This is a genomic window from Methylophaga sp. (assembly GCF_009711715.1).
Taxonomy (GTDB): Bacteria; Pseudomonadota; Gammaproteobacteria; order Nitrosococcales; family Methylophagaceae; genus Methylophaga.
Genome location: NZ_VENF01000016.1, coordinates 36,343 through 60,926, shown reverse-complemented (window position 1 = coordinate 60,926; position 24,584 = coordinate 36,343). Strand labels below are relative to the sequence as shown.

22 protein-coding genes and 2 tRNA genes are annotated in these 24,584 nt (G+C 51.8%); 10 read left to right on the top strand and 14 right to left on the bottom strand.

What is annotated here, in order from left to right:
- Positions 1 to 99 precede the first annotated feature (99 nt).
- From FH755_RS12130 to FH755_RS12105, 6 genes are read left to right on the top strand one after another with little or no spacing between them, the layout of a single operon-like run.
- The gene (locus FH755_RS12130) at positions 100 to 981 is read left to right on the top strand and encodes a CoA ester lyase (protein WP_292441381.1); all 882 of its coding nucleotides are present in this window, start codon (positions 100 to 102) and stop codon (positions 979 to 981) included.
- Positions 974 to 2,047 carry a MaoC family dehydratase gene (locus FH755_RS12125; protein ID WP_292441380.1) on the top strand — a complete coding sequence of 358 codons (1,074 nt, stop codon included), beginning with the start codon at positions 974 to 976 and terminating at the stop codon, positions 2,045 to 2,047. The genes FH755_RS12130 and FH755_RS12125 overlap by 8 nt, the downstream gene beginning before the upstream one ends.
- Positions 2,048 to 2,067: 20 nt before the next feature.
- Positions 2,068 to 3,057 carry an aldolase/citrate lyase family protein gene (locus tag FH755_RS12120; RefSeq protein WP_292441379.1) on the top strand — a complete coding sequence of 330 codons (990 nt, stop codon included), beginning with the start codon at positions 2,068 to 2,070 and terminating at the stop codon, positions 3,055 to 3,057.
- 12 nt (positions 3,058 to 3,069) lie between these two features.
- Entirely contained in the window at positions 3,070 to 3,954 is an 885-nt protein-coding gene (gene prpB / locus FH755_RS12115) for a methylisocitrate lyase (protein WP_292441378.1), read from the top strand.
- A gap of 47 nt (positions 3,955 to 4,001) precedes the next feature.
- Positions 4,002 to 5,144 (top strand): 2-methylcitrate synthase, encoded by a 1,143-nt coding sequence (prpC, locus tag FH755_RS12110; protein ID WP_292441377.1) that lies wholly within the window; start codon positions 4,002 to 4,004, stop codon positions 5,142 to 5,144.
- 26 nt (positions 5,145 to 5,170) lie between these two features.
- Positions 5,171 to 6,628, top strand: coding sequence for a bifunctional 2-methylcitrate dehydratase/aconitate hydratase (locus FH755_RS12105; RefSeq protein ID WP_292441376.1), 1,458 nt, complete (start codon positions 5,171 to 5,173; stop codon positions 6,626 to 6,628).
- 57 nt (positions 6,629 to 6,685) lie between these two features.
- On the opposite strand, the gene FH755_RS12100 is transcribed toward FH755_RS12105, so the two are convergent.
- From FH755_RS12100 to uvrB, 10 genes are all read right to left on the bottom strand, one after another.
- The gene (locus tag FH755_RS12100; protein WP_292441375.1) at positions 6,686 to 7,051 is read right to left on the bottom strand and encodes a MerR family transcriptional regulator; all 366 of its coding nucleotides are present in this window, start codon (positions 7,049 to 7,051) and stop codon (positions 6,686 to 6,688) included.
- Positions 7,035 to 7,331, bottom strand: coding sequence for an integration host factor subunit alpha (ihfA, locus tag FH755_RS12095; protein ID WP_266238507.1), 297 nt, complete (start codon positions 7,329 to 7,331; stop codon positions 7,035 to 7,037). The genes FH755_RS12100 and ihfA overlap by 17 nt, the downstream gene beginning before the upstream one ends.
- A 35-nt stretch (positions 7,332 to 7,366) precedes the next feature.
- On the bottom strand, positions 7,367 to 9,742 hold the full coding sequence (gene pheT / locus FH755_RS12090; RefSeq protein WP_292441374.1) for a phenylalanine--tRNA ligase subunit beta: 2,376 nt from the start codon (positions 9,740 to 9,742) through the stop codon (positions 7,367 to 7,369).
- Positions 9,743 to 9,760: 18 nt separating this feature from the next.
- The gene (gene pheS / locus FH755_RS12085; protein ID WP_292441373.1) at positions 9,761 to 10,798 is read right to left on the bottom strand and encodes a phenylalanine--tRNA ligase subunit alpha; all 1,038 of its coding nucleotides are present in this window, start codon (positions 10,796 to 10,798) and stop codon (positions 9,761 to 9,763) included.
- A gap of 90 nt (positions 10,799 to 10,888) precedes the next feature.
- Positions 10,889 to 11,248 (bottom strand): 50S ribosomal protein L20, encoded by a 360-nt coding sequence (gene rplT / locus FH755_RS12080; protein ID WP_266238502.1) that lies wholly within the window; start codon positions 11,246 to 11,248, stop codon positions 10,889 to 10,891.
- Between the two features lie 15 nt (positions 11,249 to 11,263).
- A complete protein-coding gene (gene rpmI, locus FH755_RS12075; protein ID WP_292441372.1) occupies positions 11,264 to 11,461 on the bottom strand; it encodes a 50S ribosomal protein L35 in 198 nt (65 codons plus the stop codon).
- 33 nt (positions 11,462 to 11,494) lie between these two features.
- Positions 11,495 to 12,013, bottom strand: coding sequence for a translation initiation factor IF-3 (gene infC / locus FH755_RS12070; RefSeq protein WP_292441417.1), 519 nt, complete (start codon positions 12,011 to 12,013; stop codon positions 11,495 to 11,497).
- Between the two features lie 3 nt (positions 12,014 to 12,016).
- Positions 12,017 to 13,942, bottom strand: a complete 1,926-nt coding sequence (gene thrS, locus FH755_RS12065; RefSeq protein WP_292441371.1) for a threonine--tRNA ligase — start codon at positions 13,940 to 13,942, stop codon at positions 12,017 to 12,019.
- Positions 13,943 to 14,016: 74 nt separating this feature from the next.
- A tRNA-Val gene (locus tag FH755_RS12060) sits at positions 14,017 to 14,093 on the bottom strand.
- A 50-nt stretch (positions 14,094 to 14,143) separates the two neighbouring features.
- Positions 14,144 to 16,153, bottom strand: coding sequence for an excinuclease ABC subunit UvrB (gene uvrB, locus FH755_RS12055; RefSeq protein ID WP_292441370.1), 2,010 nt, complete (start codon positions 16,151 to 16,153; stop codon positions 14,144 to 14,146).
- A gap of 137 nt (positions 16,154 to 16,290) precedes the next feature.
- Between uvrB and FH755_RS12050 the strand changes: the two genes are divergently transcribed.
- Entirely contained in the window at positions 16,291 to 17,478 is a 1,188-nt protein-coding gene (locus FH755_RS12050; protein ID WP_292441369.1) for a pyridoxal phosphate-dependent aminotransferase, read from the top strand.
- A gap of 6 nt (positions 17,479 to 17,484) precedes the next feature.
- Here the strand turns inward: FH755_RS12050 and FH755_RS12045 are convergent, their stop codons facing one another.
- Positions 17,485 to 18,132 carry a hypothetical protein gene (locus FH755_RS12045; RefSeq protein ID WP_292441368.1) on the bottom strand — a complete coding sequence of 216 codons (648 nt, stop codon included), beginning with the start codon at positions 18,130 to 18,132 and terminating at the stop codon, positions 17,485 to 17,487.
- A gap of 177 nt (positions 18,133 to 18,309) precedes the next feature.
- Here FH755_RS12045 and FH755_RS12040 point away from each other — a divergent pair.
- From FH755_RS12040 to FH755_RS12030, 3 genes are all read left to right on the top strand, one after another.
- A tRNA-Asn gene (locus FH755_RS12040) sits at positions 18,310 to 18,385 on the top strand.
- Between the two features lie 101 nt (positions 18,386 to 18,486).
- On the top strand, positions 18,487 to 19,863 hold the full coding sequence (gene dbpA, locus FH755_RS12035) for an ATP-dependent RNA helicase DbpA (RefSeq protein WP_292441367.1): 1,377 nt from the start codon (positions 18,487 to 18,489) through the stop codon (positions 19,861 to 19,863).
- A gap of 434 nt (positions 19,864 to 20,297) precedes the next feature.
- Positions 20,298 to 20,456, top strand: a complete 159-nt coding sequence (locus FH755_RS12030) for a hypothetical protein (protein WP_292441366.1) — start codon at positions 20,298 to 20,300, stop codon at positions 20,454 to 20,456.
- Between the two features lie 22 nt (positions 20,457 to 20,478).
- On the opposite strand, the gene FH755_RS12025 is transcribed toward FH755_RS12030, so the two are convergent.
- The 3 genes from FH755_RS12025 to FH755_RS12015 all read right to left on the bottom strand — a co-directional run bounded on the left by FH755_RS12025 (position 20,479) and on the right by FH755_RS12015 (position 24,531).
- On the bottom strand, positions 20,479 to 21,195 hold the full coding sequence (locus tag FH755_RS12025) for a DUF72 domain-containing protein (RefSeq protein WP_292441365.1): 717 nt from the start codon (positions 21,193 to 21,195) through the stop codon (positions 20,479 to 20,481).
- Between the two features lie 39 nt (positions 21,196 to 21,234).
- Entirely contained in the window at positions 21,235 to 22,704 is a 1,470-nt protein-coding gene (locus FH755_RS12020) for a lipase maturation factor family protein (RefSeq protein ID WP_292441364.1), read from the bottom strand.
- Between the two features lie 75 nt (positions 22,705 to 22,779).
- Complete coding sequence (locus tag FH755_RS12015) at positions 22,780 to 24,531, bottom strand: PQQ-binding-like beta-propeller repeat protein (RefSeq protein ID WP_292441363.1); 1,752 nt, start codon at positions 24,529 to 24,531, stop codon at positions 22,780 to 22,782.
- Between the last annotated feature and the right edge of the window lie 53 nt (positions 24,532 to 24,584).

Here is a 24,584-nt window from a genome sequence, read left to right as displayed (position 1 = left end):
TATATAAGACATAAGATAAATATTGACACTCTTAAAAAAACGGGGATAGAATCATTAACACGCTCAGCATGGCGCTGAATTAATAAGGTGAGAAGCCGTATGACTAATTACTACCGGCCACGACGTTCGATGCTTTATGTGCCGGGTTGCAACCCGCACTACCTGGAAAAGGCCCGCAGTCTGCAGGTGGATTCCATCATTCTGGATCTGGGTGCACCTATTCTGCTCTCTGCCAAGGAAGAGTCCCGCACAAATGTTGTCAATGCTTTAAAACACGGTGGCTACGGTAACCGTGAGGTCGTGGTCCGTGTTAACGACCTGGATTCCGAGTGGGGCTATGACGACGTTAACGCCATCGCCCAGCTGGCTCCTGATGCCGTACTGTTCTCCAGCATCGAAAGCCAGGATGACGTGATGGCCGCTATCAACGCGATGGAAGAAGCCGGGAATACTGAAACGCCCATCATGGTGATGATCGAGAGTCCCCTGGCAGTCTTGCATGCCGAGGAAATTGCCCGCGCTTCGGATCGTATCGCTTGTATGGTTCTGGCCACCTCGGATCTGATTTCCGATCTGCATGCCAGACCCACACTGGAACGCACCGCCATTCGCACCAGTCTGTCATGGGTTGTCCTGGCAGCACGTGCGTATGGCCGTGCCGTTATTGATGGCATTCACAGTGACCTGAAAGATATGCAGGCCTTTGAATATGCCTGCCGTATCGGACGCGATATGGGCTTTGATGGCAAGTCTTTAGTCCATCCCTTCCAGTTACCCTACGCCAACGATGCCTACACACCGAAACCGGCTGAGGTAGAAAATGCCAAGGAAATTATTGAAGCATTGAGCCAGGCCAACAAGGCAGGACGGGGAACCGTACTGGTCAACGGCAAGCTGGTTGAGCATCATCATGTCACCGCGGCCAAACGCTTCCTGCTGCTGAGTGACATGATAAAAGAATTGGAGCTTGATAATGACTAAGCTGCAATTCAACCAGGGCCGTTTTTTCGAGGACTTCAAACTCGGCGAGACGATAGTCCATGCCACGCCACGCACTATCACTGAAGGTGATGCGGCGCTTTATATCGCTTTAACCGGCTCAAGGCATATTGTTCACTGCGCGCAACCGGTGGCTCATTCGCTTGGTTTTGCAGACAAAACGATTGATGATCTGCTGACTTTCCATATTGCTTTTGGCAAAAGCGTACCGGATATTTCGGTCAATGCAGTCGCTAATCTGGGCTATGCCGAAGTCAAGTTCCAGCATCCGGTTTATGCCGGTGACACGCTGACAACAGAAACCGAAGTTATTGGTCTGAAGCAAAACTCCAGTGGCAAAAACGGTATCGTCTTTGTCCGCTCAACCTCTGTTAATCAAAATCACAAAGCAGTGCTATCCTGGGTTCGCTGGGTCATGGTGCATAAAAACAATCCGGACGCCCCTGCTCCCGAGGCGGTCGTTCCCGAACTCACCCAGGTGGTATCTGCAGAGGAATTAGTCATCCCGGCTGAATTGGATGCCAAAGACTTTGAAGCCAGCGTCACGGGTTCCTCGCGTTTCTGGGAAGACTTTGAGGTGGGTGAACGCCTCAATCACCCGGCCGGCATGACTGTCGATGACAGCGATCATACCCTCGCCACCAGGCTGTACCAGAACAACGCCAGACTGCATTTCGATGATCTGATGATGCAGCAAAGCGCTTTCGGTAAACGCCTGATGTACGGCGGTCATGTGATTTCAGTCTGCCGCGCACTGAGCTATGACGGTTTAGAGAATGCCCTGTTTATCGCTGCAATTAACGCTGGGACCCATGCCAACCCCAGTTTCGGTGGCGATACTTTTTATACCTGGACCGAAGTGCTGGAAAAGTGGCCCCTGCCGGGTCGCGCTGATCTGGGCGCGCTTCGACTGAGAATGGTCGGCCTTAAAAACCAGACGGCTGACAGTCTCGACTCCACTCATATTGATATTGATGGCAAACGCCAGTATCACCCCAATGTCGTGCTTGATCTCGACTACACCGTGTTAATGCCGCGTAAGGCGTAAGGAAGAAGCAGGCTATGAATATGACTAAACTGACGCATCCCAGCGAAGCGCTGTTCGAAGGCGAACGCGCTTTCCCCATTATTCCCAGCTGTGAGCACTTTGCCGGCAGTGAAAAACTGATCAGCAAAGCGCTGGGGCTGCAGGACAGTATCGGCCCGGTGTTCGATATCACCTGTGACTGTGAAGACGGTGCCGCCGCAGGGACAGAAAAAGAACATGCCGAGATGATCGTCCGGGTGCTTAATTCGGATTTAAACCGGCACAAAATGGCTGGTGCCCGTATTCATGATTATACCCATGATGCCTGGGCACAGGATATTGAGATCCTGGTGCCCGGTGCCGGACAAGTGCTGAGCTATATCACCATTCCCAAGGCAACCTCCGTCGATCAGGTGGCAGAAATGATTGGCTTTATTCAGAAAGTCGCCCGGCAAAACGGGATTGAGCGGGAGATCCCGGTACACGTCCTGATCGAAACCCACGGCGCCTTGAGAGATGTGCATCAAATTGCCGCCCTGGACTGGGTCCAGGTGCTGGATTTCGGCCTGATGGATTTTGTCAGTGCCCATCATGGCGCCATATCAGCTACAGCCATGCGCAGTCCGGGACAGTTTGATCACAGGCTGCTGGCAAGAGCCAAGGCCGAAGTAGTGGCAGCGGCTCTGGCTAATGGTGTGGTCCCGGCACATAACGTGACGCTGGACTTAAAAAATGAGGAAGTGACTTATTCCGATGCAGCGCGCGCCCGCCATGAATTCGGCTTTCTGAGAATGTGGAGTATCTATCCAACCCAGATCACGGCCATTGTCGATGCGATGAAACCCGATTACAGCGAAGTGATAGCGGCAGCCAATATCCTGCTCACTGCACAACAGGCCGAATGGGGTCCGATTCAGTATGACGGTGAACTGCACGACCGGGCGACTTACCGTTATTTCTGGGAGTTACTGCAGCGTGCCAGACAAACCGGTGTCGCATTACCTGCTGATGCGGATAAAGCCTTTTTCTGATAAGGACTGATCATGACATTAATTTCAGCCGGTGCCCGTTTCAGACAGGCGGTTGCCGAAGAACATCCATTACAGGTGATGGGCGCCATTAATGCCTATCACGCCCGCATGGCAGATAAGGTCGGCTATCGGGCGCTCTACGTCTCAGGCGGCGGTGTCGCAGCCGGCTCATTGGGCCTGCCGGATCTGGGTATCACGACCATGGATGATGTGGTCACCGATGTCGAGCGCATCACCCATGTCACCGAGTTACCCGTACTGGTTGATATCGATACCGGTTTTGGTGGCGCTTTTAACATAGCCCGCACCGTAAAAGCCATGATTCGTGCCGGTGCCGGCGCCGTCCATATTGAAGATCAGGTGCAGAACAAACGCTGTGGACATCGCCCCAATAAGGCCATTGTGAGTCAGCAGGAAATGGTTGATCGCATCAAAGCAGCGGTCGATGCCAAAACCGATGATGACTTTGTGATTATGGCGCGTACTGATGCACTGGCAGTCGAGGGGCTGCAATCGGCCATTGATCGTGCCGGCGCGTGTGTCGAGGCCGGTGCCGATATGATTTTTCCGGAAGCCATGACCGAACTGGGTATGTATAAACAGTTCGCTGAGGCGGTGAGAGTACCGGTACTGGCTAATATCACCGAGTTCGGTAGCACGCCGCTGTTCACGGTGGATGAGCTGGCTGCTCACGATGTCAGTCTGGTGCTGTATCCCTTGTCCGCATTCCGGGCAATGAATTCGGCAGCGCTCAAGGTATATCAGTCGGTGCGTGAGCACGGTACCCAGCAGCATGTCGTCGATCTGATGCAGACCCGCAATGAACTCTACGATTATCTCGATTACCACGCTTATGAACAGAAGCTGGATGAGCTCTACAGCAACAACGATAAATAAATGAAATCCGTGTTTTAGCAGGCAGCCGGGCTGCCGGGGAGAAGACCATGACTCAAGTTCAGAAAAAGAAAAAAGGCGTTGCCCTCGCGGGCGTTTCCGCTGGTACGACTGCGGTATGTACTGTTGGTCACAGTGGCAATGATTTACATTATCGTGGCTACGATATTCTGGATCTGGCTGCCAAGGCCAGTTTCGAGGAAGTCGCTTTTCTACTGATTCATGGCCATCTGCCCAATCAAAATGAGCTTGAGGCTTATCACAGTAAACTCCGCAAGCTCAGAAATATACCGGATGCCCTGAAAGTCGTGCTGGAGCAGCTGCCGCCAACCGCACACCCCATGGACATCATGCGTACCGCGACCTCAATGCTGGGCACACTGGAGCCGGAAGGCGCTGATCACAATGCCGAGGGCGCGCGCGATATTGCCGACCGGCTGATAGCCTGCCTTGGTTCCGCGCTGCTCTACTGGCACCATTTCAGTTTACATGGCAAACGCATTGAGCTGGACACCGATGATGATTCCATTGCCGCGCATTTCCTGCATTTATTACACGGCAAAGCCCCCTCAGATCTGCACATTGCGGCCATGAATGAATCTTTAGTGCTCTATGCAGAACATGAGTTTAATGCCTCAACCTTCACCGCAAGAGTCATTGCCGGCACCCTGGCAGACTTCTATTCCGCTATTACCGGTGCGATCGGGGCCTTAAGCGGCCCCAAACATGGCGGGGCCAATGAAGCGGCGATGGAAATTATTCAGCGCTACAGCAACCCGGATGAAGCCGAAACCGACATCATGCGGCGGATAGCCAATAAGGAAATCATTATCGGCTTCGGCCATCCGGTCTATACCATTTCCGACCCGCGCAATGTAGCCATTAAAGGCGTCTCCCGCCGACTGTGTGAAGACGGAAACAATATGAATCTCTTCAACATATCCGAGCGGATCGAGCAGGTCATGTGGCGCGAGAAAAACATGTTTCCCAACCTCGACTGGTACAGCGCCTCCAGCTATCACATGATGGGTATTCCCACCGCGTTTTTCACACCGATCTTTGTGATTTCACGTGTCACCGGCTGGGCCGCGCACATTATCGAACAGCGGATTGATAACAAGATCATCCGTCCCAATGCCGAATACACCGGCCCGGCCAATCGTCCGTTTCCCCCCATCACCGAACGTGGCTGAGCCCGTTATTCTTTGAGGAATATTTTATGACCGCTGCTTTTTCCAATATTCGTCCAGCACCAGACAAGGTACTGGTTGAGATAGCCGACTATGTCAGTGACTACCTGGTTACCAGCAAAGAAGCGCTGGACACCGCCCGTTATTGCTTGATGGATACACTGGGCTGTGGGTTCGAGGCCCTGTCCTACCCTGCCTGCACCAAACTGCTGGGACCCATCGTGTCGGGAACGATTGTTCCCAATGGCAGTAAAGTCCCGGGCACCCAATTCCAGCTGGATCCGGTTCAGGCTGCATTTAACATCGGCGCCATGATCCGCTGGCTGGACTTCAACGATACCTGGCTGGCTGCCGAATGGGGTCACCCGTCGGATAACCTTGGTGGCATACTTGCTATTGCCGATTTCCTCTCGCGTAACCGCAAGGATGATCAGCCTCTGATCACAATGCGTGATGTGCTGATTGCGATGATTAAAGCCCATGAAATTCAGGGTGTACTGGCACTGGAAAACAGCTTTAACCGCGTCGGCCTCGATCATGTGGTACTGGTCAAGATAGCCTCCACCGCTGTCGTCACCGGTCTGCTCGGTGGCAGCAAGGACGATATTATCAATGCTGTCTCCAACGCCTGGGTTGATGGTCAGAGCCTGCGTACCTATCGTCACAGTCCCAATACCGGTTCACGTAAGTCCTGGGCAGCCGGTGATGCAACCAGCCGTGCTGTGCGGCTGGCATTGATGACAATGAAGGGAGAAATGGGTTATCCGACAGCGCTGACGGCCACGACCTGGGGCTTTTATGATGTCTTTTTCAAAGGTCAGCCTTTCAAATTCCAGCGGCCCTATGGCAGCTACGTGATGGAAAATGTGCTGTTCAAGATAGCCTTCCCCGCTGAGTTTCATGCCCAGACTGCGGTCGAATGTGCCTTCCACCTGCACCCTGAGGTGGCAGACAAAATCGACACGCTGCAGAAAATCGATCAAATCGAGAGGATCGTGCTGACTACCCATGAATCAGCGATTCGCATTATCGACAAACAGGGGCCGCTGAATAACCCGGCTGATCGCGATCATTGTCTTCAGTACATGACCGCTGTCGGCCTGCTCAAAGGCAGCCTCACAGCGGCTGATTATGAAGATACTGTGGCAGCCGATCCGCGCATTGATGCCCTGCGTGACAAGATGGTTTGTATTGAAAACCCTGAATACACCAAGGATTATCTTGACCCCGAGAAGCGCTCTATTGCCAATGCCGTGCAGCTGTTTTTTAAAGACGGCACGCATTCTGAACAAGTCGCGGTGGAATATCCTATCGGTCATCGTCGCCGTCGCGCTGAGGGCATTCCAGAGCTGGTCAGGAAATTCAAAACCAATCTGGCACGTCGCTTTCCTGAGCGTCAGCAAAAAATGATTATTGATGTCTGTACAGATGAGGCGAAGCTTTCAGCCATGCCCGTAGATGAGTTTGTTGATTTATTTGTGATCTGATGAGCAACAAAAAGGCCAGCGTTAAGCCGGCCTTTTCATTTTGCTAGTGTGCTTAGCTTAGTTAAGTAAAGTTCTTAAGTCTTCCAGTTCTCTCAGCAGCTCACGAACCAAGTCTTTCTGATCCTGTTTGGCACCGGTCACGGTTTTGACTTCACCCGGTGCACCCAGTTGTTGGCGGGCACCGCCGATAGTGAAACCCTGCTCGTAGAGCAGACCACGGATTTCCCGGATCAGGATCACATCATGACGCTGATAGTAACGGCGGTTACCACGACGTTTGACCGGTTTGAGTTGTGAAAACTCCTGTTCCCAGTAGCGCAGAACGTGAGGCTTGACGCCACACAGTTCGCTCACTTCACCGATGGTGAAGTAACGCTTACTCGGAATAGGCGGTAATTCGTTGTTATTACTCGCTTCCAGCATAACTGTCCACCCTCGCTTTCAGTTTTTGGCCGGGTCTGAAAGTCACCACACGACGGGCAGAGATGGGGATTTCTTCACCGGTTTTCGGGTTACGACCAGGCCGTTCACTCTTGTCTCTGAGTTCGAAATTACCGAAGCCGGATAATTTAACCTGCTCACCCTTTTCCAGCGCAGTACGGATTTCTTCGAAAAACATTTCAACCAGCTCTTTGGCTTCACGTTTATTAAAACCCAGCTCATCGTAGAGTTGTTCCGTCATATCGGCCTTAGTCAGTGCCATGTATACCTCTAAATTCTTCTTTTAATAATATTTGCTCAAGATCTTATCGTTGCGCCGACTGACTGTTCCAGCTTGTCAGTCACAGTTTTAATCAACGCATCGACTTCGTCATCTTTGAGCGTACGTTCACCATGCTGAAGGTGGAAAGCCACAGCGAGACTTTTGCTGCCGAGCTCGACTCCATCTCCGGTATAAACGTCAAATAGTTGAAATGCCTTAAGAATATCAGAATCGATTGTGCTCAGGCAATCTTCTATTTGACCAGCTGTTACTGACTCCGCCACCACCAGGGCCAAATCTCTGCGGATCGCCGGGTATTTAGATAAGGCAGTAAATTCAGGTATTTGCGCCAATAATACAGCAGACAGACTCAGTTCGAACAAATAAACGCGGCCATTCACATCCAGCGGCTTTTGCAGTTTCGGATGCAAGGCACCAAGCCAACCGATAGCTTCGCCGTTTTTATAGATTCTGGCAGTCTGACCGGGATGTAAGGCGGCATGTGTTTCAGCCTGGAAACGAATCTCACCACCGCTGATTGCCAGCAAGGCTTCAACATCGGCTTTAGCGTCGAAGAAGTCAGCATCACGGGCTTTTTCTGACCATTGTTCACTATATCTGTCGCCGTAGATCAGTCCCCCGATACGACGCTCCTGCTCAATATTGTCAAGATCCCCTTTGAAGACACGGCCCACTTCAAACAAACGTACCCGTTCATGCTGACGGTTAGCGTTGTATACCAGCGCCTGTACCAGTCCAGGCCACAATGAAGTACGCATGACTGACAAATCAGCGGAGATCGGGTTGGCCAGTTTAATCGGTGCGACTTCGTCTTCAGCCAACAGGGACTGCAGTTTAGGTTCAACAAAGCTGTAGGTCACTGCTTCATAGTAACCACGGTCGACAAGAAGGTGCTGTAAGCGCTCAAGCTGTGTCAGTCGCTCGGTGATATTGCTCGTCAGTACGGTGCCCTGAGGCCGCGTCTCCGGTAGCCTGTCATAGCCATAAAGACGCCCCAGTTCCTCAATCAGATCGACTTCGATGGCAAGGTCAAACCGGAAGCTGGGCACAGTCACCTGCCAGCCGTCATCGACCCGGCTCAGTGTCAGGCCCAGCCGGCTCAGTTGCTCGGTCACTTCCGAGGCTTCCAGACTTATCCCCAGCACGCGCCGGATGCGGTTTTCACGCAGGTGAATCGATACCGTTTGCGGCAAATCGTTTTCACTGACAACCTCGGTCACAGGACCCGGCTCACCACCGACAATGTCCAGTAGCAAAGCTGTCGCTCGCTGCATTGCCTGTTGTGCCAGTTCGGGATCCACACCGCGTTCAAAACGGTGCGACGAATCCGTGTGCAGACCATAGGCACGGGCTTTACCGGCAATCGCTTCGGGACTGAAAAAGGCCGCCTCAAGAAACAAATGCTTTGTGGTTTCAGTCACGCCGGAATGTTCGCCCCCCATAATCCCGGCCAGTGCCAGCGGGCCGTTATCATCCGCGATCAGCAGTGTATCGGGCTGAATCTCAATCTCCTGACCATCAAGCAAGGTCAGCTTTTCGCTGCCCTGAGATAGCCTGACACTGATACCACGGTTGAGCTTATCCCGATCAAAGGCATGCATTGGCTGCCCCAGTTCCAGCATCACATAGTTGGTCACATCGACCACGGGCCCGAGACTACGTAAACCGCTGCGACGCAGTTTTTCCTGCATCCAGACCGGTGTTTCCACTTGCGGATTGATGTTTTCAATTACCCGGCCCAGATAACGCGGGCAGGCGGCACTGGCAGAGACGTTAACCGGGACGGTCTTGTCTGTGGTCGCTTTGATTTCATCACATTGGACCTGACAAACATCAGTCGAAGTTAACACGCCGACCTCACGGGCGACACCGGCCACACCCAGGCAGTCGCTGCGATTCGGGGTCAGATCAATATCAATCGCCACATCATCCAGCCCCAGGTAAGCGCGAAAATCCTGGCCTACCGGTGCATCCTCGGCCAGTTCCATCAGGCCGTTGGCTGATTCAGCCAGCCCCAGTTCTTTGGAAGAACACAGCATGCCGAAAGAAGGCACACCTCGTAGCTTGGCTTTCTTGATTTTGAAATCGCCCGGCAGCACTGCACCAACAACAGCCACAGGGACCTTCAATCCTTCACGCACATTACTGGCGCCGCAGACGATCTCCAGCAGTTCGGCGTCACCGACATCGACTTTGGTCAGACGTAATTTATCGGCATCAGGATGCGGCTCTACTGATTTAACCTGCCCGACAAGGACGCCACTGAACTCACCGGCGACCGGCTCAACGGCATCGACTTCCAGACCGGCATTGGTTAGTTTTTCTACCAGCGCAGCGGTATCCATATTCGGATTTACCCACTCGCGTAACCACTTTTCACTAAACTTCATTGTTAATTATCCCGCCGATTATTTGAAATGACTGAGGAAACGCAGATCGTTATCAAAGAACAGACGCAGGTCATTGACGCCGTAACGCAGCATCGCCATCCGCTCGACACCGAGACCGAAGGCAAAACCCAGGTATTTTTCACTGTCGATATTGACGTGTTCAAACACATTCGGGTGCACCATGCCGCAACCCAGGATTTCAATCCAGCCGGTATGACTACAGACGCGGCAGCCTTCCCCGCCGCATATGACACACTCAATATCCGCCTCGGCAGAGGGTTCGGTAAAAGGAAAATAAGACGGCCGGAATCGTACTTTCAGTGGCTTCTCGAAGAATGCCTGCAGGAAGTCGGACAGCACCCCTTTCAGATCCGTGAAGCTGATATTTTCATCCACCATAAGCCCTTCTACCTGATGGAACATCGGTGTATGGGTCAAATCAGAGTCACAGCGATAAACACGGCCGGGGGCAATCAGTCGTAATGGCGGCTGGCTTTCTTCCATCACCCGGATCTGTACCGGTGAAGTATGGGTTCGCAGCAGCTTATCGGCATCAAAATAAAAGGTATCGTGCATCGCACGCGCCGGATGGGTTTCAGGAATATTCAGTGCCGTGAAATTGTGGTGACTGTCTTCGATTTCCGGCCCTTCAGCCACATTAAAACCGATGTTGCGGAAATAACGTTCAATACGCTGTAAGGTGCGTGTGACCGGGTGCAGGCTACCGACTTCACTGTTACGGCCAGGCAGGGTTACGTCCACCGTTTCGGCTTTCAATGCTGCTTCCATCGCTGCTTCAGCCAGCGCCCTGCCGCGTTGCTCCACCAGGCCGGTCACTTCCTGCTTGGCCAGGTTAACCGACTTGCCGATCAACGGCCGGTCTTCCACACTAACGTTGCCCAATTGTTTCAGATAGGCTGTAATTTTGCCTTTTTTGCCCAGGTATTCGACCCGGACATTATCCAGCGCCCGATTATCCTGTGCTTCTGCCACAGCCTGCCTGGCTGTTGCCGTAATTTCTTCCAAAGCCTGTAACTGTGACGACAGTTCAGCCATATTTCCCCCTCATCAGAAACAAAAAAGGGCCGTGGTTGCGGCCCTTTTTTAGTCACTACAGCACTATGGCTATCGCTCTTTGCAGGCGACTTACTTAGCCAAAGCTGCTTTTGCTTTTTCCGCGATAGCTGCGAAAGCCGCTTCGTCATGCACGGCGATATCAGCCAGTACTTTACGATCGATTTCAATTGACGCTTTTTTCAGACCATCGATCAGTCGGCTATAGGATAAACCGCAATCACGGGCAGCCGCGTTGATACGGGCAATCCACAGGGTACGGAAGTTACGTTTTTTCTGACGACGGTCGCGATAGGCGTATTGACCGGCTTTGGTGACAGCCTGGACGGCAACACGATAGACGTTCTTGCGACGACCGTAATAACCTTTGGCTTGATCAAGCACTTTTTTATGGCGTGCGTGTGCAGTTACGCCGCGTTTTACTCTTGGCATCGGAAAACTCCTTAATTACAGATTTGGCAGCATTTTACGCACTGACATGTGATCTGCCTTGCAGATAGTCAGGGTAGAACGCAGCTGGCGTTTACGCTTGGTGCTTTTCTTGGTCAGGATATGACTGGTAAAAGCCTGTGAACGCTTGAATTTTCCGCTGCCAGTGCGTCTGAAACGCTTGGCGGCACCACTATGGTTTTTTAACTTAGGCATTGTATTTACAACTCCGCATTCAAATTTATGTAGTTATTTTTTACTGATTGGTGACAAAACCATGATCATTTGTCGACCTTCTTTCTTGGGACGCTGTTCGACACTGGAGATCTCGTCTAAATCTGCCGCCACTCGTTCGAGTAATTTCAGACCCAGCTCCTGATGTGCCATTTCACGTCCGCGGAAGCGGAGGCTGACTTTGGTTTTGTTACCGCTTTCAAGGAAACGTATCAGGTTGCGTAGTTTTACCTGATAATCCCCTTCTTCTGTGCCAGGCCGGAATTTGACTTCCTTAACCTGTATTTGTTTTTGTTTTTTACGAGCCTCGGCTTTTTTCTTGCCTTCCTCAAACAAAAACTTGCCGTAGTCCATGATACGGCAAACCGGTGGTTTTGCCTGTGGGGCAATTTCCACCAAATCCAAATCGGCTTCTTCGGCTTTTTGAATTGCTTCCTTTAAGGAAACAATACCGAGTTGCTCACCATTAGAATCCGTCAATCGTACTTCTTTGGCTGTGATTTCACCATTCAGCCGTCTTTGATCTGTAGCGATGTTCTAGTCCTCTAAAATAATTCGACCGCGGCGAGCGACGTCTTCCTGCAGCAAGCTGGTAAATTCTTCAAGCGACATTGCGCCGAGATCTTCACCCTTGCGTGTACGTACCGCCACGGCTTGATTCTGTTCTTCACGTTCACCGACAACTAATAAATACGGAACGCGGCGAAGTGTATGCTCGCGTATTTTAAAGCCAATTTTTTCGTTTCTCAAGTCTGTATCGACTCTAAAGTCTTGTTTCTGCAAATTTTGAGCAACTTGTTTGACGTAATCGGCCTGTTTATCACTGATGCCCATTACCATCACTTGCTTAGGTGCAAGCCAGGTCGGGAAGGCACCGGCATACTCTTCAATCAGAATACCAATAAAACGTTCCAGCGAGCCAAGGATAGCACGATGCAGCATAACAGGTACTTGTTTACTGCCATCATCGGCGACATAACTGGCATCCAGCCGTCCAGGCATGGAGAAGTCGACCTGAATCGTACCGCACTGCCAAACCCGTCCCAGGCAATCTTTTAGCGAAAATTCGATTTTCGGCCCGTAGAAAGCGCCCTCGCCCGGTTGCAGATCCCAGTCCAGTTCAGCAGCATTCAGCGCCTGCTCCAGCGCATGTTCGGCCTTGTCCCAGACTTCATCACTACCTACCCGGTTTTCCGGACGGGTGGATAACTTAACGATAATTTCGTTAAAGCCGAAGTCCGCATAGACTTCATGTAACAGTTCAATAAAAGTCGCGACTTCTGACTGGATTTGATCTTCAGTACAGAAGATATGCGCATCATCCTGGGTAAATCCGCGCAGACGCATCAGACCATGCAAGGTGCCTGATGGTTCATTACGATGACAGGAACCAAACTCGGCCATCCGCAATGGCAGATCCCGGTAACTCTTCAGGCCCTGATTGAAAATCTGAATATGACAGGGGCAGTTCATCGGTTTGACTGCGTAATCACGGCTTTCCGAATGGGTACTGAAAATCATGTCCCCGAACTTGTCCCAGTGACCGGATTTTTCCCACAGGCTGCGATCAACCACCTGCGGCGTCCGTACTTCCTGATAATCATTGTCACGCAGCACGTCACGAATATAGTTTTCGACCACACGGTAAATCTGCCAGCCATTGTCATGCCAGAAAATCATACCGGCCGCTTCTTCCTGAAGATGGAACAGGTCCAGGCTCTTGGCAATTTTACGATGATCGCGCTTCTCGGCTTCTTCCAGACGGTGCAGGTACTGCTTCAGCGTTTTTTTATCCTGCCAGGCCGTGCCGTAAATCCGTTGCAGCATTTCATTATCTGACTTGCCACGCCAATAGGCGCCGGCCAGTTTCATCAATTTGAAGGCTTTCAGCTTGCCGGTACTGGGCACGTGGGGTCCGCGGCACAGGTCGACAAAATCGCCCTGACGATACACAGACAGAGTTTCATCTTTGGGAATGTCTTCCAGGATCTCGGCTTTATAGATTTCGCCCATATCACGGAACATGTCGATACCGGCATCACGGGAGATCTCTTCACGACGTACTGGCAGGTCTTCTTTAACCAGTTCTTCCATACGTTGTTCGATCTTGGCCAGATCATCCGGGGTGAAGCCCTGCGGATAGGAGAAGTCGTAATAGAAGCCGTCTTCAATGACCGGGCCGATGGTGACCTGCGCTTCCGGATAAAGCTGTTTGACGGCCTGGGCCATCAGATGAGAAGTGGAGTGGCGAATGATATCGAGGCCTTCCTCATCACGCTCGGTCACAATCGCGACTTCGGCATCATCACTGATAACGTAGGATGTGTCGACCAGCTTACCGTTGACTTTGCCAGCCAGCGCAGCGCGGGCCAGACCTGCACCAATATCGTAAGCAATATCGTGAATGGAAACGGGGTGATCGAACTGGCGTTGACTGCCATCAGGAAGGGTGACTGAAATCATTTCAAATCCTTGGTTGTGGCCTATACGAGGGGCCTTAAAAACCAAAAAAGCACCCCTGGGTGCTTTTAGAAAACTGGTAGGCACGATTGGATTCGAACCAACGACCCCCACCATGTCAAGGTGGTGCTCTAACCAACTGAGCTACGTGCCTGCCGTGGAAGCTGCGAAATTATACGCAGCCTGAGTCATAATGCAAGTCCTTTAGACCACAACCGGTCCCAGTGCCACTTTTCGCAGATGTTCCAGTTCGTCACGCAGTCTGGCAGCATCTTCAAATTCAAGATTTTGCGCATGTTTGTACATCGCTTGTTCGATTTTTTTGATGCGTTTGGCCAGCTGTTGTGGCGTGAGTGAGGCGTACTCGGCCTGCTCTTCTGCCACTTTGGCGAACTCTCTCTTGCTGGCACGTTCAGATGCGTCATCCATCCCGGTTCGAATCGCTTTTTTGATACCTTGCGGGGTAATACCGTGCTCTTCGTTAAACGCAATCTGTTTTTCCCGACGCCGCTCGGTTTCCTCAATCGCTCTCTGCATTGAACCTGTGATCTCATCAGCATAGAGAATCGCCCTGCCATTCAGGTTACGGGCAGCCCGGCCTATGGTCTGTATCAGTGAACGATCACTGCGCAGAAAGCCTTCCTTGTCGGCATCCAGAATCGCCACCAGCGAGACTTCAGGAATATCCAGGCCTTCACGCAACAGGTTGATCCCCACCAGCACATCAAACTCACCCAGCCGCAGATCACGGATAATCTCGACCCGCTCCACCGTATCGATATCTGAATGCAGGTAACGCACTTTGACATTGTGCTCGCGCAGGTACTCGGTTAAATCCTCCGCCATGCGCTTGGTCAGCGTGGTGACCAGCACCCGTTCATTCACTGCACTGCGTTTGTTGACTTCAGACAGCAGATCGTCAACCTGCGTCGTTACCGGCCGGATTTCAACCTGGGGATCGACCAGACCGGTCGGCCTGACCACCTGCTCAACAATGGTACTGGAGTGCGCATATTCATATTTGCCCGGGGTTGCTGACACGAAGATGGTTTGTGGCGCCAGCTTTTCCCATTCCTCGAACATCAAAGGCCGGTTATCCAGTGCCGAGGGCAGACGGAAACCGTAATCCACCAAGGTCTGCTTACGCGAACGGTCGCCTTTATACATCGCACCAATCTGCGGCACCATGACATGGCTTTCGTCAATCACCAGTACGGCATCATCCGGGAGATAATCAAATAATGTCGGCGGCGCTTCGCCGGCACTGCGACCGGACAAGTGACGTGAGTAGTTCTCTATGCCGTTGCAGTAGCCCAGCTCCAGTAACATTTCAATATCAAAGCGGGTACGTTGCTCCAGCCGCTGAGCTTCCACCAGCTTATTCTGCTCGTTGAGTTCCTGCAGTCTCTCGCGTAATTCTTCCTTGATCGCATCGACGGCTTTCAGCAGGTTCTCCCGCGGCGTTACATAGTGGGTTTTCGGGTAGATGGTAATCCGGCTCAGACGCTGCAGCAGCTCACCGGTCAGCGGGTCGAAATAGCTGATTTGTTCGATTTCATCATCAAACAGTTCAACCCGGACCGCGTCGCGCTCGGATTCTGCCGGGAAAATATCAATGACCTCACCGCGAACGCGGTAAGTACCACGATGCAGTTCAATGTCGTTACGGGTGTACTGCAGCTCAGTCAGTCGGCGCAGAATATCGCGCTGGCCGATGACATCACCCTGGACAAGATGCAGCACCATTTCCAGGTAGGCATCTTTTTCGCCCAGACCGTAAATACAGGACACACTGGAGACAATAATCGCATCACGCCGCTCCAGCATGGCCTTGGTGGCCGACAGCCGCATCTGTTCAATCTGTTCGTTGACCGAAGCATCCTTATCGATAAACGTGTCCGATGAAGGCACATAGGCCTCGGGCTGATAGTAGTCGTAGTAGGAAACAAAGTATTCCACCGCGTTATGCGGGAAAAAGTCTTTCATTTCGCTGTAAAGCTGGGCGGCGAGGGTCTTGTTGGGTGCCAGAACCATAACCGGACGCTGAACGGCTTGCGCAACATTAGCCACGGTGAAGGTCTTGCCCGAGCCGGTGACGCCGAGCAGGGTCTGCCACATTTCACCGTTCTCCAGGCCCTCAATCAAAGCAGCGATTGCGGTCGGCTGATCACCGGCCGGAGAAAACTCGCTGACTAACTGCAATTCTTTACTCATACGTCTTTAGCATCGATTTAGTTTGGCGTATATTACAAGAGTTTATTTATCTTTCAGCCCTCTAGTGTTGCTGTGAGATGAAAGATAAACAGGCCTTTTTTGGTTAAATTTAGTAACGTTTTACTGAAGGAAAGATTTTGACTATCAAGCTCTCCCAACGCGTTCAAAACATCAAACCCTCACCGACTCTTGCCATCACTGCCCGGGCTGCCGAACTCAGGGCCGAAGGCAAAGATGTGATTGGTCTGGGTGCGGGTGAACCCGACTTTGATACACCAGAGCACATTAAACAGGCTGCGATTCGGGCAATCAACAGCGGTATGACCAAATACACACCGGTTGATGGCACAGCTGATTTGAAACAGGCAATCATTAAAAAGTTCGCACGCGACAATGGCCTCAATTACGAAGCCAAGCAGATTCTGGTTTCCGTCGGTGGTAAACAGAGCTTTTTCAACCTGGCTCAGGCTTACCTGCAAGCCGGTGATGAAGTCATCATACCCGCCCCTTACTGGGTTTCCTACCCGGATATGACCCTGCTGGCTGATGGTAAGCCGGTCATTATCGAAGCTGGTCAGGAAAATCAGTTCAAAATCACTCCCGAACAGCTGGAAGCGGCGATCACTGACAAAACCCGCCTGTTTGTTATCAACAGCCCGTCCAACCCGACCGGTATGGCCTACAGCCGCGCTGAACTGGAAGCGCTGGGCGCCGTACTGCGCAAACATCCGGATATTCTGATCGCGACTGACGATATGTATGAGCATATCTACTGGGCCGATGAGCCCTTCTGCAATATCGTTAATGCCAATCCCGATCTGTATGACAGAACCCTGGTGATGAATGGGGTTTCGAAAGCCTATTCCATGACTGGCTGGCGTATCGGCTACGCAGCGGGTCCGGCTGCGCTGATTGCAGCGATGAAAAAAGTACAGTCACAAAGCACCTCCAATCCGGCTTCGATCTCACAGGCTGCGGCAGTAGAAGCCCTCAATGGTGATCAATCCTGCATTGATGACATGTTGGTTGAATTCAAAAAGCGCCATGACTTTGTGGTATCGACCCTGAATGGTATGGATGGCATTGACTGCCTGGAAACCAATGGTACTTTCTATGTCTTTCCGAATATTGCCGGTGTACTCGAGCACAAGCCAGCCCTGAAAGACGATATGGACTTTGCCGAAGCGCTGCTGGTTGATGAGGGTGTTGCAGTGGTACCCGGCACCGCTTTTGGCCTGAAAAACCATGTGCGTCTGTCGATTGCCACCAGCGAAGAAAACCTGCGTAAGGCACTCGATAGAATCGCAGCATTTATTGCTAAATAAAGCTTTCTAGTCTTCGGACAGTTCTTCCTGCGAAGAACTGTCCGATTCCGAACTGCCCTTCCTGCGAGGGTTCAAATCACATTCTATCCATTCTCTCACTGTGCTCTGGTCACGCTTTCTGCTTAACTGCTCTGTATGAATATTGGCCGGCTGTATCCGCGGTTCTGGCTGATGTTCGATTCGGAATGACCTCCTCGCACCAACAGGAAATCGACTGGGACCGTGGATCACAGCAACACGTAATTCCAGCCCTTCTATCTCATCCATTCGCCGGTTGCCCTCGCTTTCATCCTGGTCACCACATAGGATATTCCTGAATGACCCCAACACCAGATAACCGCCTGACAGTAATGGTCCCTGCCTCAGGCTCTGCTGAACATTATGCTGTTCAGTATTGATACGCTCAAAATCGGTGACCGTGGTAGTGATGGATTGACCATTTTTAAAGTAAACCACGGCCTGTACCGTCTGCACATGTACAGGCAACTCACCCATATTGACCAGCAGGCAAAGTGCATCCGGATTGTCATTCTGAGCATGGTGGAAAACAAGATAGGGCCGACTGTTACGCCGATACTGCACGAAAAAAAGCTGAAGGTAAATCACCCATATCACGGCCATAACCGCGGTACTTACCGGTGCCAGAAATTCCATGCAAACCTCCTGTTAACCGTATTTTGTTAGCGCAACACCCGGAAACCTTACCTGCCCGCAAAATGAAAAATCAAACACTTACCCCGGCAGATCGGCTTCTGCATTTTGTAATTGCAAAAAATTACCGCTAATCCTTGACGCCCCCGGTCTCAGCCTCTATCATACGCATCTTTCTGTTCCCCGATAGCTCAGTTGGTAGAGCAAATGACTGTTAATCATTGGGTCGCTGGTTCGAGTCCAGCTCGGGGAGCCACACAAGATTCCGGAAAGCCCTGAAAATTCCTTTTCAGGGCTTTTTTGTTTCTGCTCCCAGGCAACTCTGCCAATCCACTTCACTACATAAATAAAGCCATTATGACCGCCTTCACTTCCCTGCCGCTGTCCAAACCACAGCTTGATGGACTCAGTTCGCTCGGTTACCAGACGATGACCGAGATACAGGCTCAGACCCTGCCCTTTATCCTCAACGGTCGGGACATCATTGCTCAGGCCAAAACGGGAAGTGGTAAAACGGCCGCTTTTGGTATTGGCCTGCTTGATGTGCTTAACCCTCGCTTTTTTGGTGTTCAGGCACTGGTTTTATGTCCGACCCGGGAGCTTGCTGAACAGGTCGGCACAGAAATACGAAAACTCGCGCGATTCATGCCCAATATCAAACTGGTGATGCTTTGTGGTGGTAAACCAATTGGCCCCCAGATCGGTTCACTGGAACACGGCGCGCACATTGTAGTGGGGACGCCGGGCCGGGTACAGGATCACCTGCGTAAAAACACTCTGAAGCTGGACAGCCTGAAAATGCTGGTACTGGATGAAGCAGACCGCATGCTGGATATGGGCTTTGCCGAAGTTATGCAGGATATTATCGCGCAGACACCAGCATCACGGCAGACACTGCTGTTTTCTGCCACCTACCCTGACGGTATTCAGCAAATCAGTCGTCATATTCAGCATGATCCCGCCCGGATAACCGTCGAGGCAGAACATCAAGCCGATAGCATTGAACAGATGTTTTATGAGATCACAGAACAGCAACGCGAGACAACCTTGCTGGCGTTGTTACAACACTACCAGCCACAAAGCTGTGTTGTTTTCTGCCATACAAAAAAACAGTGCGATGAAGTTGCCAGCCTGCTCCGTGACAAACAGATCACGGCACTTGCCATTCACGGCGACCTGGAACAGCGGCAACGGGATCAGGTGCTGGTGCGGTTTGCCAATAACAGTTGTCCGGTACTGGTGGCAACAGATGTGGCGGCACGGGGACTGGATATCAAATCACTGCAGATGGTAATCAACTATGAGTTGCCCCGTGATCCCGAAGTCTATGTCCACCGCATCGGACGTACCGGTCGTGCCGGTGAAAAAGGCCTGGCAGTCAGTATGGTGACTCCGGCGCAAACGCCCCGGATCAACGCTATTGAGAATTATCGACAACAGCCCTGCCCCTGCGATGTTCCCTCCTCCTTAAAGCCTGCCAAGGACTTTTCGCTGAAAGCGCCGATGGTGACGCTACAGCTAGATGCCGGCAGAAAAAACAAACTACGCCCCGGCGATATCCTGGGCGCATTGACCGGTGACGCCGGTCTGGCGGGAAAACACATCGGCAAGATTGATATCTTTGAAATGTCCAGTTATGTGGCTGTCGAAGAATCCGCTTCCCGACAGGCGCTGCATTACCTGACCAACGGTAAAGTCAAAGGACGCAGCATTCGGGCACGCCTCATTCGCTGACAGGCCGCGACTCACGCCCGGGTGGTGAGTCACCAGTCTCAGCTGTTGTGGTCCGGCTTACCAATCAGGCAGTCAAATAAGTTTGACGATCCCGGCAGCATGCCCCTGAGTTTCCCTGATCCTCCTTCCCCCGCCATTTCTCCCCACAAATAAGGGGTGGCCCAACAGCAGCAGATCGACGAATCTATGTCCAAGGGAATACGAATCCCGTCAAAGGAAGATGAGATTCTGGACAGGGATGTCGCCAATTAGATTGCTTGGCCCTGAAGGGATTCATCACTGAAATGATGACGTCGTCGGCACTGAAATCATAGGCTGCCACCATGATTTGTTTGGTCTGACTGTCAGCTTCTGTTTCATCATGGCCTTTCAATTAAAGACTCAAGCTGATGAACAGCATTTCAAATCTCTAACCGTAATTAACAGGGAGGTTAATGATGCTGCCCAATCCCATATACAATGCCATGCCCTTCCTTTATCTGGGTTCAGGTATTTCCATCCCTTTCGCGCTTGATAATATTTTCGCGTTTGTATCGGGTGTCAGCTTCGGCATCGCGGCCTGTATGATTATGCGCGCCCGTATGTGGATATAAGCACTCAGTCATCCCTGACATTTCAGTTGCTCAAGATAGCATGCAATGCCAGTGCGTTTTTTACGGCATAGCCTTCCTGATCATTGTCGAAGAAAACAAAGGCGGATTTCACCGGCTGTTGCCTGAGCCAGTTCGCCCATTCTCTCAGCTGTGCATCTGAATAACTGCCGGAATAAGCTCCATCCGGTCCATGCAGACGCAGATAGACAAAGTCAGCAGTAGTGACAGCCGGACTGGTAAATCCATCGAGGTCATAGACACAAAACGCGGCGTTATATGCTGATAAGCAATCCATTATCTCATCGCTGTGCCAACTGTGGTCACGGCACTCGACCGCGACCTTCAAATCATCGGGCAAGGCTTCCAGAAATTGCGCCAGACGTTCAGGGTCAGCGGACCAGCGCGGCGGCAACTGAAACAGCAAAGGCCCCAGTTTATCGCCCATTCCCCCGATCACATCAATTAGCGACTTGAGCGTCTTGTCCGGGTCCTTGAGTTTTTTCATATGGGTAATATAGCGACTGGCTTTGACCGCAAACAGAAAGTTCTCGGGCGTTGCTTCAACCCATTCCCTGATATTGTCAGTGGATGGCAGGCGATAGAAACTGCGGTTCAGTTCAACACAGTTTAAATGCCTGGCGTAATAATCTAGCCATTCAGACTCAGCCATGTCCTGCGGATAGAATTTTTCCTGCCAGTGCGGATAAACCCAGCCGGATGTACCGATGTAAAACTGCATCTAAGCTCCCGCTACAAAAGATAGACTCAGAAATATCAGCTATGGCCTTCTGGGAGCAACATAGGGAAATAACCCCAGATAATCACTTCGCCACCAGTCGCCGCTTTGCTGACGTTGTTCTGGGGTGGTGAACCGGTAATCATAAGCCTGAACCCGCAGAAAGCGTGGCGGCTTGTCCGGGAACGGGTTATGCGCCAATAAATCGAGCACCGCTGGCGAGCCTTTTTTAAGCTGGTGCTGAAATTGCCTGAACCACTGTAACTGACGCCCGGATTGTGTCGGTACAAACCACATCATCCAGTCGAGACGCGGATGATGTGGCACGATGAAACCGGGTGGTTCAGATACAGCACCCGGTTTAAATTTAAACTCATAATCCTGCCAGTTTGTCCCATCGTTACTGCCCTGAATAACCAGTTCCTGTCGCGATGTCTGCATGGTCGGAAAGATATGATAGATATGTCCTATACCCCAGCTTTGAGTCCAGTTAGCCACTCTCATTACCGGCTCGGGCAGGAAGCTGCGTGTGGCATACATATAAAGGGCAGTGCAACTGACAAAGACAATCAACAGGCCGGATATCAGCGTTAGTCCTGACTTAATCAGACCCGGCTCACGAACCTCACCTTTGCCAGCCTGATGCAGCCACCTGGGTAGCAGTCGACGGATAATACGATCATCCAGCAGCAGGACGCAGAGCACGATGACCAGCAGGTTTACATATGCATGGTTACTGGTGGCAATAATCAGGAGCTGCATAAAAATCGTGATCATCGCCGCGGCAATACGCCAGCGCCTCGGCATAAAGATAAGAAACGGCACCAGCAGCTCAGTGAAAAAAGTAAAGCCGACGCCTAATTGATGCAACCAGCTCGGAAACTGGTGAGCATACCAGGCACCGATATGCGGCAGGGGCTGGGTTTCAAAATAATGTTGCAAGGCGCTGAAGCCGGACCAACTGGGGTCACCAGAAAGCAGCTTGGACATACCAGACATAAATCGAAACCGGAACAACAGCCATTCATAAAGCAGGATCAGCCACAAGCTTGGCCCGGATACCAGGAAAATGCCCAGAAAACCGGCTTCCAGTAACAGGCTGTCCCACTGAAAACTCAGAAAAATCTGTCCGGCGTGATACAGCGACAGATAGAGAACGAACAACATAATCGCTGAGAACTGCGACAACCTGTCAAACAGTAACAAAAGCGAGAAAACACAGCCCGCCAGTATGGCGGTCTTGAGTGCTAAATCCGAGGCATTGAACCAGAACAGGTTAGGCAGTTGCAGCCAGGCCTGCCAGCCTTCACTGCGGTAGGCGCGGTCGAGTACCTGTTCAAAAGGCAGGATTCCGTCGGGCCCAATCAGACCGGCGATCTGTCCATACAGAGAAGCAAAGGCAACCAGGTAGATGAGTGCCAGCAGCCGCAAAAGTAGCCAGGCACTTAACCGGAAATCCGGCTGTAGCTGAAACAGACGCTGCCAGAAGGCGCGTTTATTTGCTGCTTCCATCGCACACGACCTCCAATCATGATGGTGGTGGCCTAAGAAAAACTGCGTGGGCAGCTTAGCAGCAGCGCATATTCGCTATGGCAGTGCCCACACTTTCAGGGCATCGCCCCCCTTGAAACCGAACAGTTTATTACCGCCTGCCACGACGGCCACATACTGTTTGCCACCTATCTGATAACTAATTGGCGGCGCATTGACACCGGCCTCTGTTGACGCTGACCACAATTTTTTCCCGCTTTCTGAATCCAGTGCAAATAACTCACCACTGCCTTCACCACTGAAGACAAGTCCGCTGGCTGTGCTAAGTACCCCTCCCAGCAAGGGATCGGGGGTTTTATGCTGCCAGACCAGTTCACCGGTGTCGATATTGATGGCACTGAGCAAACCATAACGCTCCTCGGTATTCACCGGTGACATTGAAGAATACTGAACACCGGCTTCACCATTTTTGCCTTCCAACTGATGCAGACTGTAGGTAACCGGCCAGTGAATACCGGCGATAAATACCAGGCGACGTTCAGGGTCCAGCGAAACCGGTGACCAGTTGGAACCGCCTAATACGCCGGGGTAAATCACCGTACCGGCTTTGGAGGGAGACTGGAACATATTCTGCTGTGGCACATAGGCTTCACTTTTGAAGATCAATTCGCCCGTATGTCGGTTGAGCACATAAAACCAGCCGGTTTTACCCGCCTGTCCAACGGCCGGAATTGATTCACCATCGCGTCTGACGTCAAACAGTACCGGCGGACTGGCCACATCATAGCCCCACATATCATGCGGCACCTGCTGGAAATACCATTTCAACTCACCGGTGGTCGCATCCAGGGCAACCAGAGAGGACGTGTAGAGATTGTCACCGGGGCGGGATGAGCCTTCCATCTGGGGTGAAGGGTTACCGGTGCCGAAGTACAGGGTATCGGTATCATGATCGATCGCTGGTGTACTCCAGGCTGAGCCCCCGCCATAGCGCCAGGCATCGGCATAGTCATCGGCAGCCGCTTTTTCAGCTTCAATATCCCGCGGCAAAATCTCACCGTCCGGCGTGGTTTCGACAAAGTCACCTTCCCAGCCCTGCTCCGGAATCGTGTCAAACTGCCAGGCCTGTTCGCCGGTTTCAATATCATAAGCAGCAAGAAAACCCCGGCGGCCGTATTTACCCGCAATCCCGACAACCGCACCCAGTGGTGCATTGGGATCGGGCGAATCCAGGTGCAGGCCATAGCCGACCCCCGTGATACCGATAATGACTTTGCCTTTGTAAACCATCGGCGCCATATTCAGGCCGGCGCCCGAAGTCCCGGAAACTTCACCTTCTGTGTCGCCCGCCAGAATGGAAATGTCTTCACGAATACCGCTCTTACCCTTGGTGACATCCTCATCCCACAGCTTCGCGCCGGTTTGCGCATCCAGGGCAATCAGACGGCCATCGACCGTGCCCATAAATACCCGCCCCTGCGACACGGCTACACCGCGGTTAGCCGGACCACAACACATATTGCGGGTTTCATCCCAGTCATGCTGGTAACGCCACAAGCGTTCTCCACTGGCGGCATCCAGCGCCACGACATCATTAAACGGGAGGGAAACATACATCACACCGTTTTTGACAATCGGTGTCGCCTGAAAAGTGGCTTCAATACCACTGTGAAATTCCCAGGCAGGTTCAAGTTCATTAACGTTATCAGGCGTAATCTGGGTGAGTGGACTGTGACGCTGATGCAGTTCATTACCACCAAATAAAGGCCACTCTTCCTGTGTATCGACCGAGCAGGCTGTGATCATCAGCACGCTGCTCAAAGCCCCCAGAATCTGCCTTATCCGCATTGTTTTCCTCTCTTTTATTTTATTTCTGTCCTGAACAAGACAACAGTTCAAGC

Coding starts and splice junctions, on each gene's coding strand:
- FH755_RS12130 (WP_292441381.1), top strand. CDS start 100: ATGACTAATTACTACCGGCCACGACGTTCGATGCTTTATGTGCCGGGT.
- FH755_RS12125 (WP_292441380.1), top strand. CDS start 974: ATGACTAAGCTGCAATTCAACCAGGGCCGTTTTTTCGAGGACTTCAAA.
- FH755_RS12120 (WP_292441379.1), top strand. CDS start 2,068: ATGACTAAACTGACGCATCCCAGCGAAGCGCTGTTCGAAGGCGAACGC.
- prpB (WP_292441378.1), top strand. CDS start 3,070: ATGACATTAATTTCAGCCGGTGCCCGTTTCAGACAGGCGGTTGCCGAA.
- prpC (WP_292441377.1), top strand. CDS start 4,002: ATGACTCAAGTTCAGAAAAAGAAAAAAGGCGTTGCCCTCGCGGGCGTT.
- FH755_RS12105 (WP_292441376.1), top strand. CDS start 5,171: ATGACCGCTGCTTTTTCCAATATTCGTCCAGCACCAGACAAGGTACTG.
- FH755_RS12100 (WP_292441375.1), bottom strand. CDS start 7,051: ATGCTGGAAGCGAGTAATAACAACGAATTACCGCCTATTCCGAGTAAG.
- ihfA (WP_266238507.1), bottom strand. CDS start 7,331: ATGGCACTGACTAAGGCCGATATGACGGAACAACTCTACGATGAGCTG.
- pheT (WP_292441374.1), bottom strand. CDS start 9,742: ATGAAGTTTAGTGAAAAGTGGTTACGCGAGTGGGTAAATCCGAATATG.
- pheS (WP_292441373.1), bottom strand. CDS start 10,798: ATGGCTGAACTGTCGTCACAGTTACAGGCTTTGGAAGAAATTACGGCA.
- rplT (WP_266238502.1), bottom strand. CDS start 11,248: ATGCCAAGAGTAAAACGCGGCGTAACTGCACACGCACGCCATAAAAAA.
- rpmI (WP_292441372.1), bottom strand. CDS start 11,461: ATGCCTAAGTTAAAAAACCATAGTGGTGCCGCCAAGCGTTTCAGACGC.
- thrS (WP_292441371.1), bottom strand. CDS start 13,942: ATGATTTCAGTCACCCTTCCTGATGGCAGTCAACGCCAGTTCGATCAC.
- uvrB (WP_292441370.1), bottom strand. CDS start 16,153: ATGAGTAAAGAATTGCAGTTAGTCAGCGAGTTTTCTCCGGCCGGTGAT.
- FH755_RS12045 (WP_292441368.1), bottom strand. CDS start 18,132: ATGGAATTTCTGGCACCGGTAAGTACCGCGGTTATGGCCGTGATATGG.
- dbpA (WP_292441367.1), top strand. CDS start 18,487: ATGACCGCCTTCACTTCCCTGCCGCTGTCCAAACCACAGCTTGATGGA.
- FH755_RS12030 (WP_292441366.1), top strand. CDS start 20,298: ATGATGCTGCCCAATCCCATATACAATGCCATGCCCTTCCTTTATCTG.
- FH755_RS12025 (WP_292441365.1), bottom strand. CDS start 21,195: ATGCAGTTTTACATCGGTACATCCGGCTGGGTTTATCCGCACTGGCAG.
- FH755_RS12020 (WP_292441364.1), bottom strand. CDS start 22,704: ATGGAAGCAGCAAATAAACGCGCCTTCTGGCAGCGTCTGTTTCAGCTA.
- FH755_RS12015 (WP_292441363.1), bottom strand. CDS start 24,531: ATGCGGATAAGGCAGATTCTGGGGGCTTTGAGCAGCGTGCTGATGATC.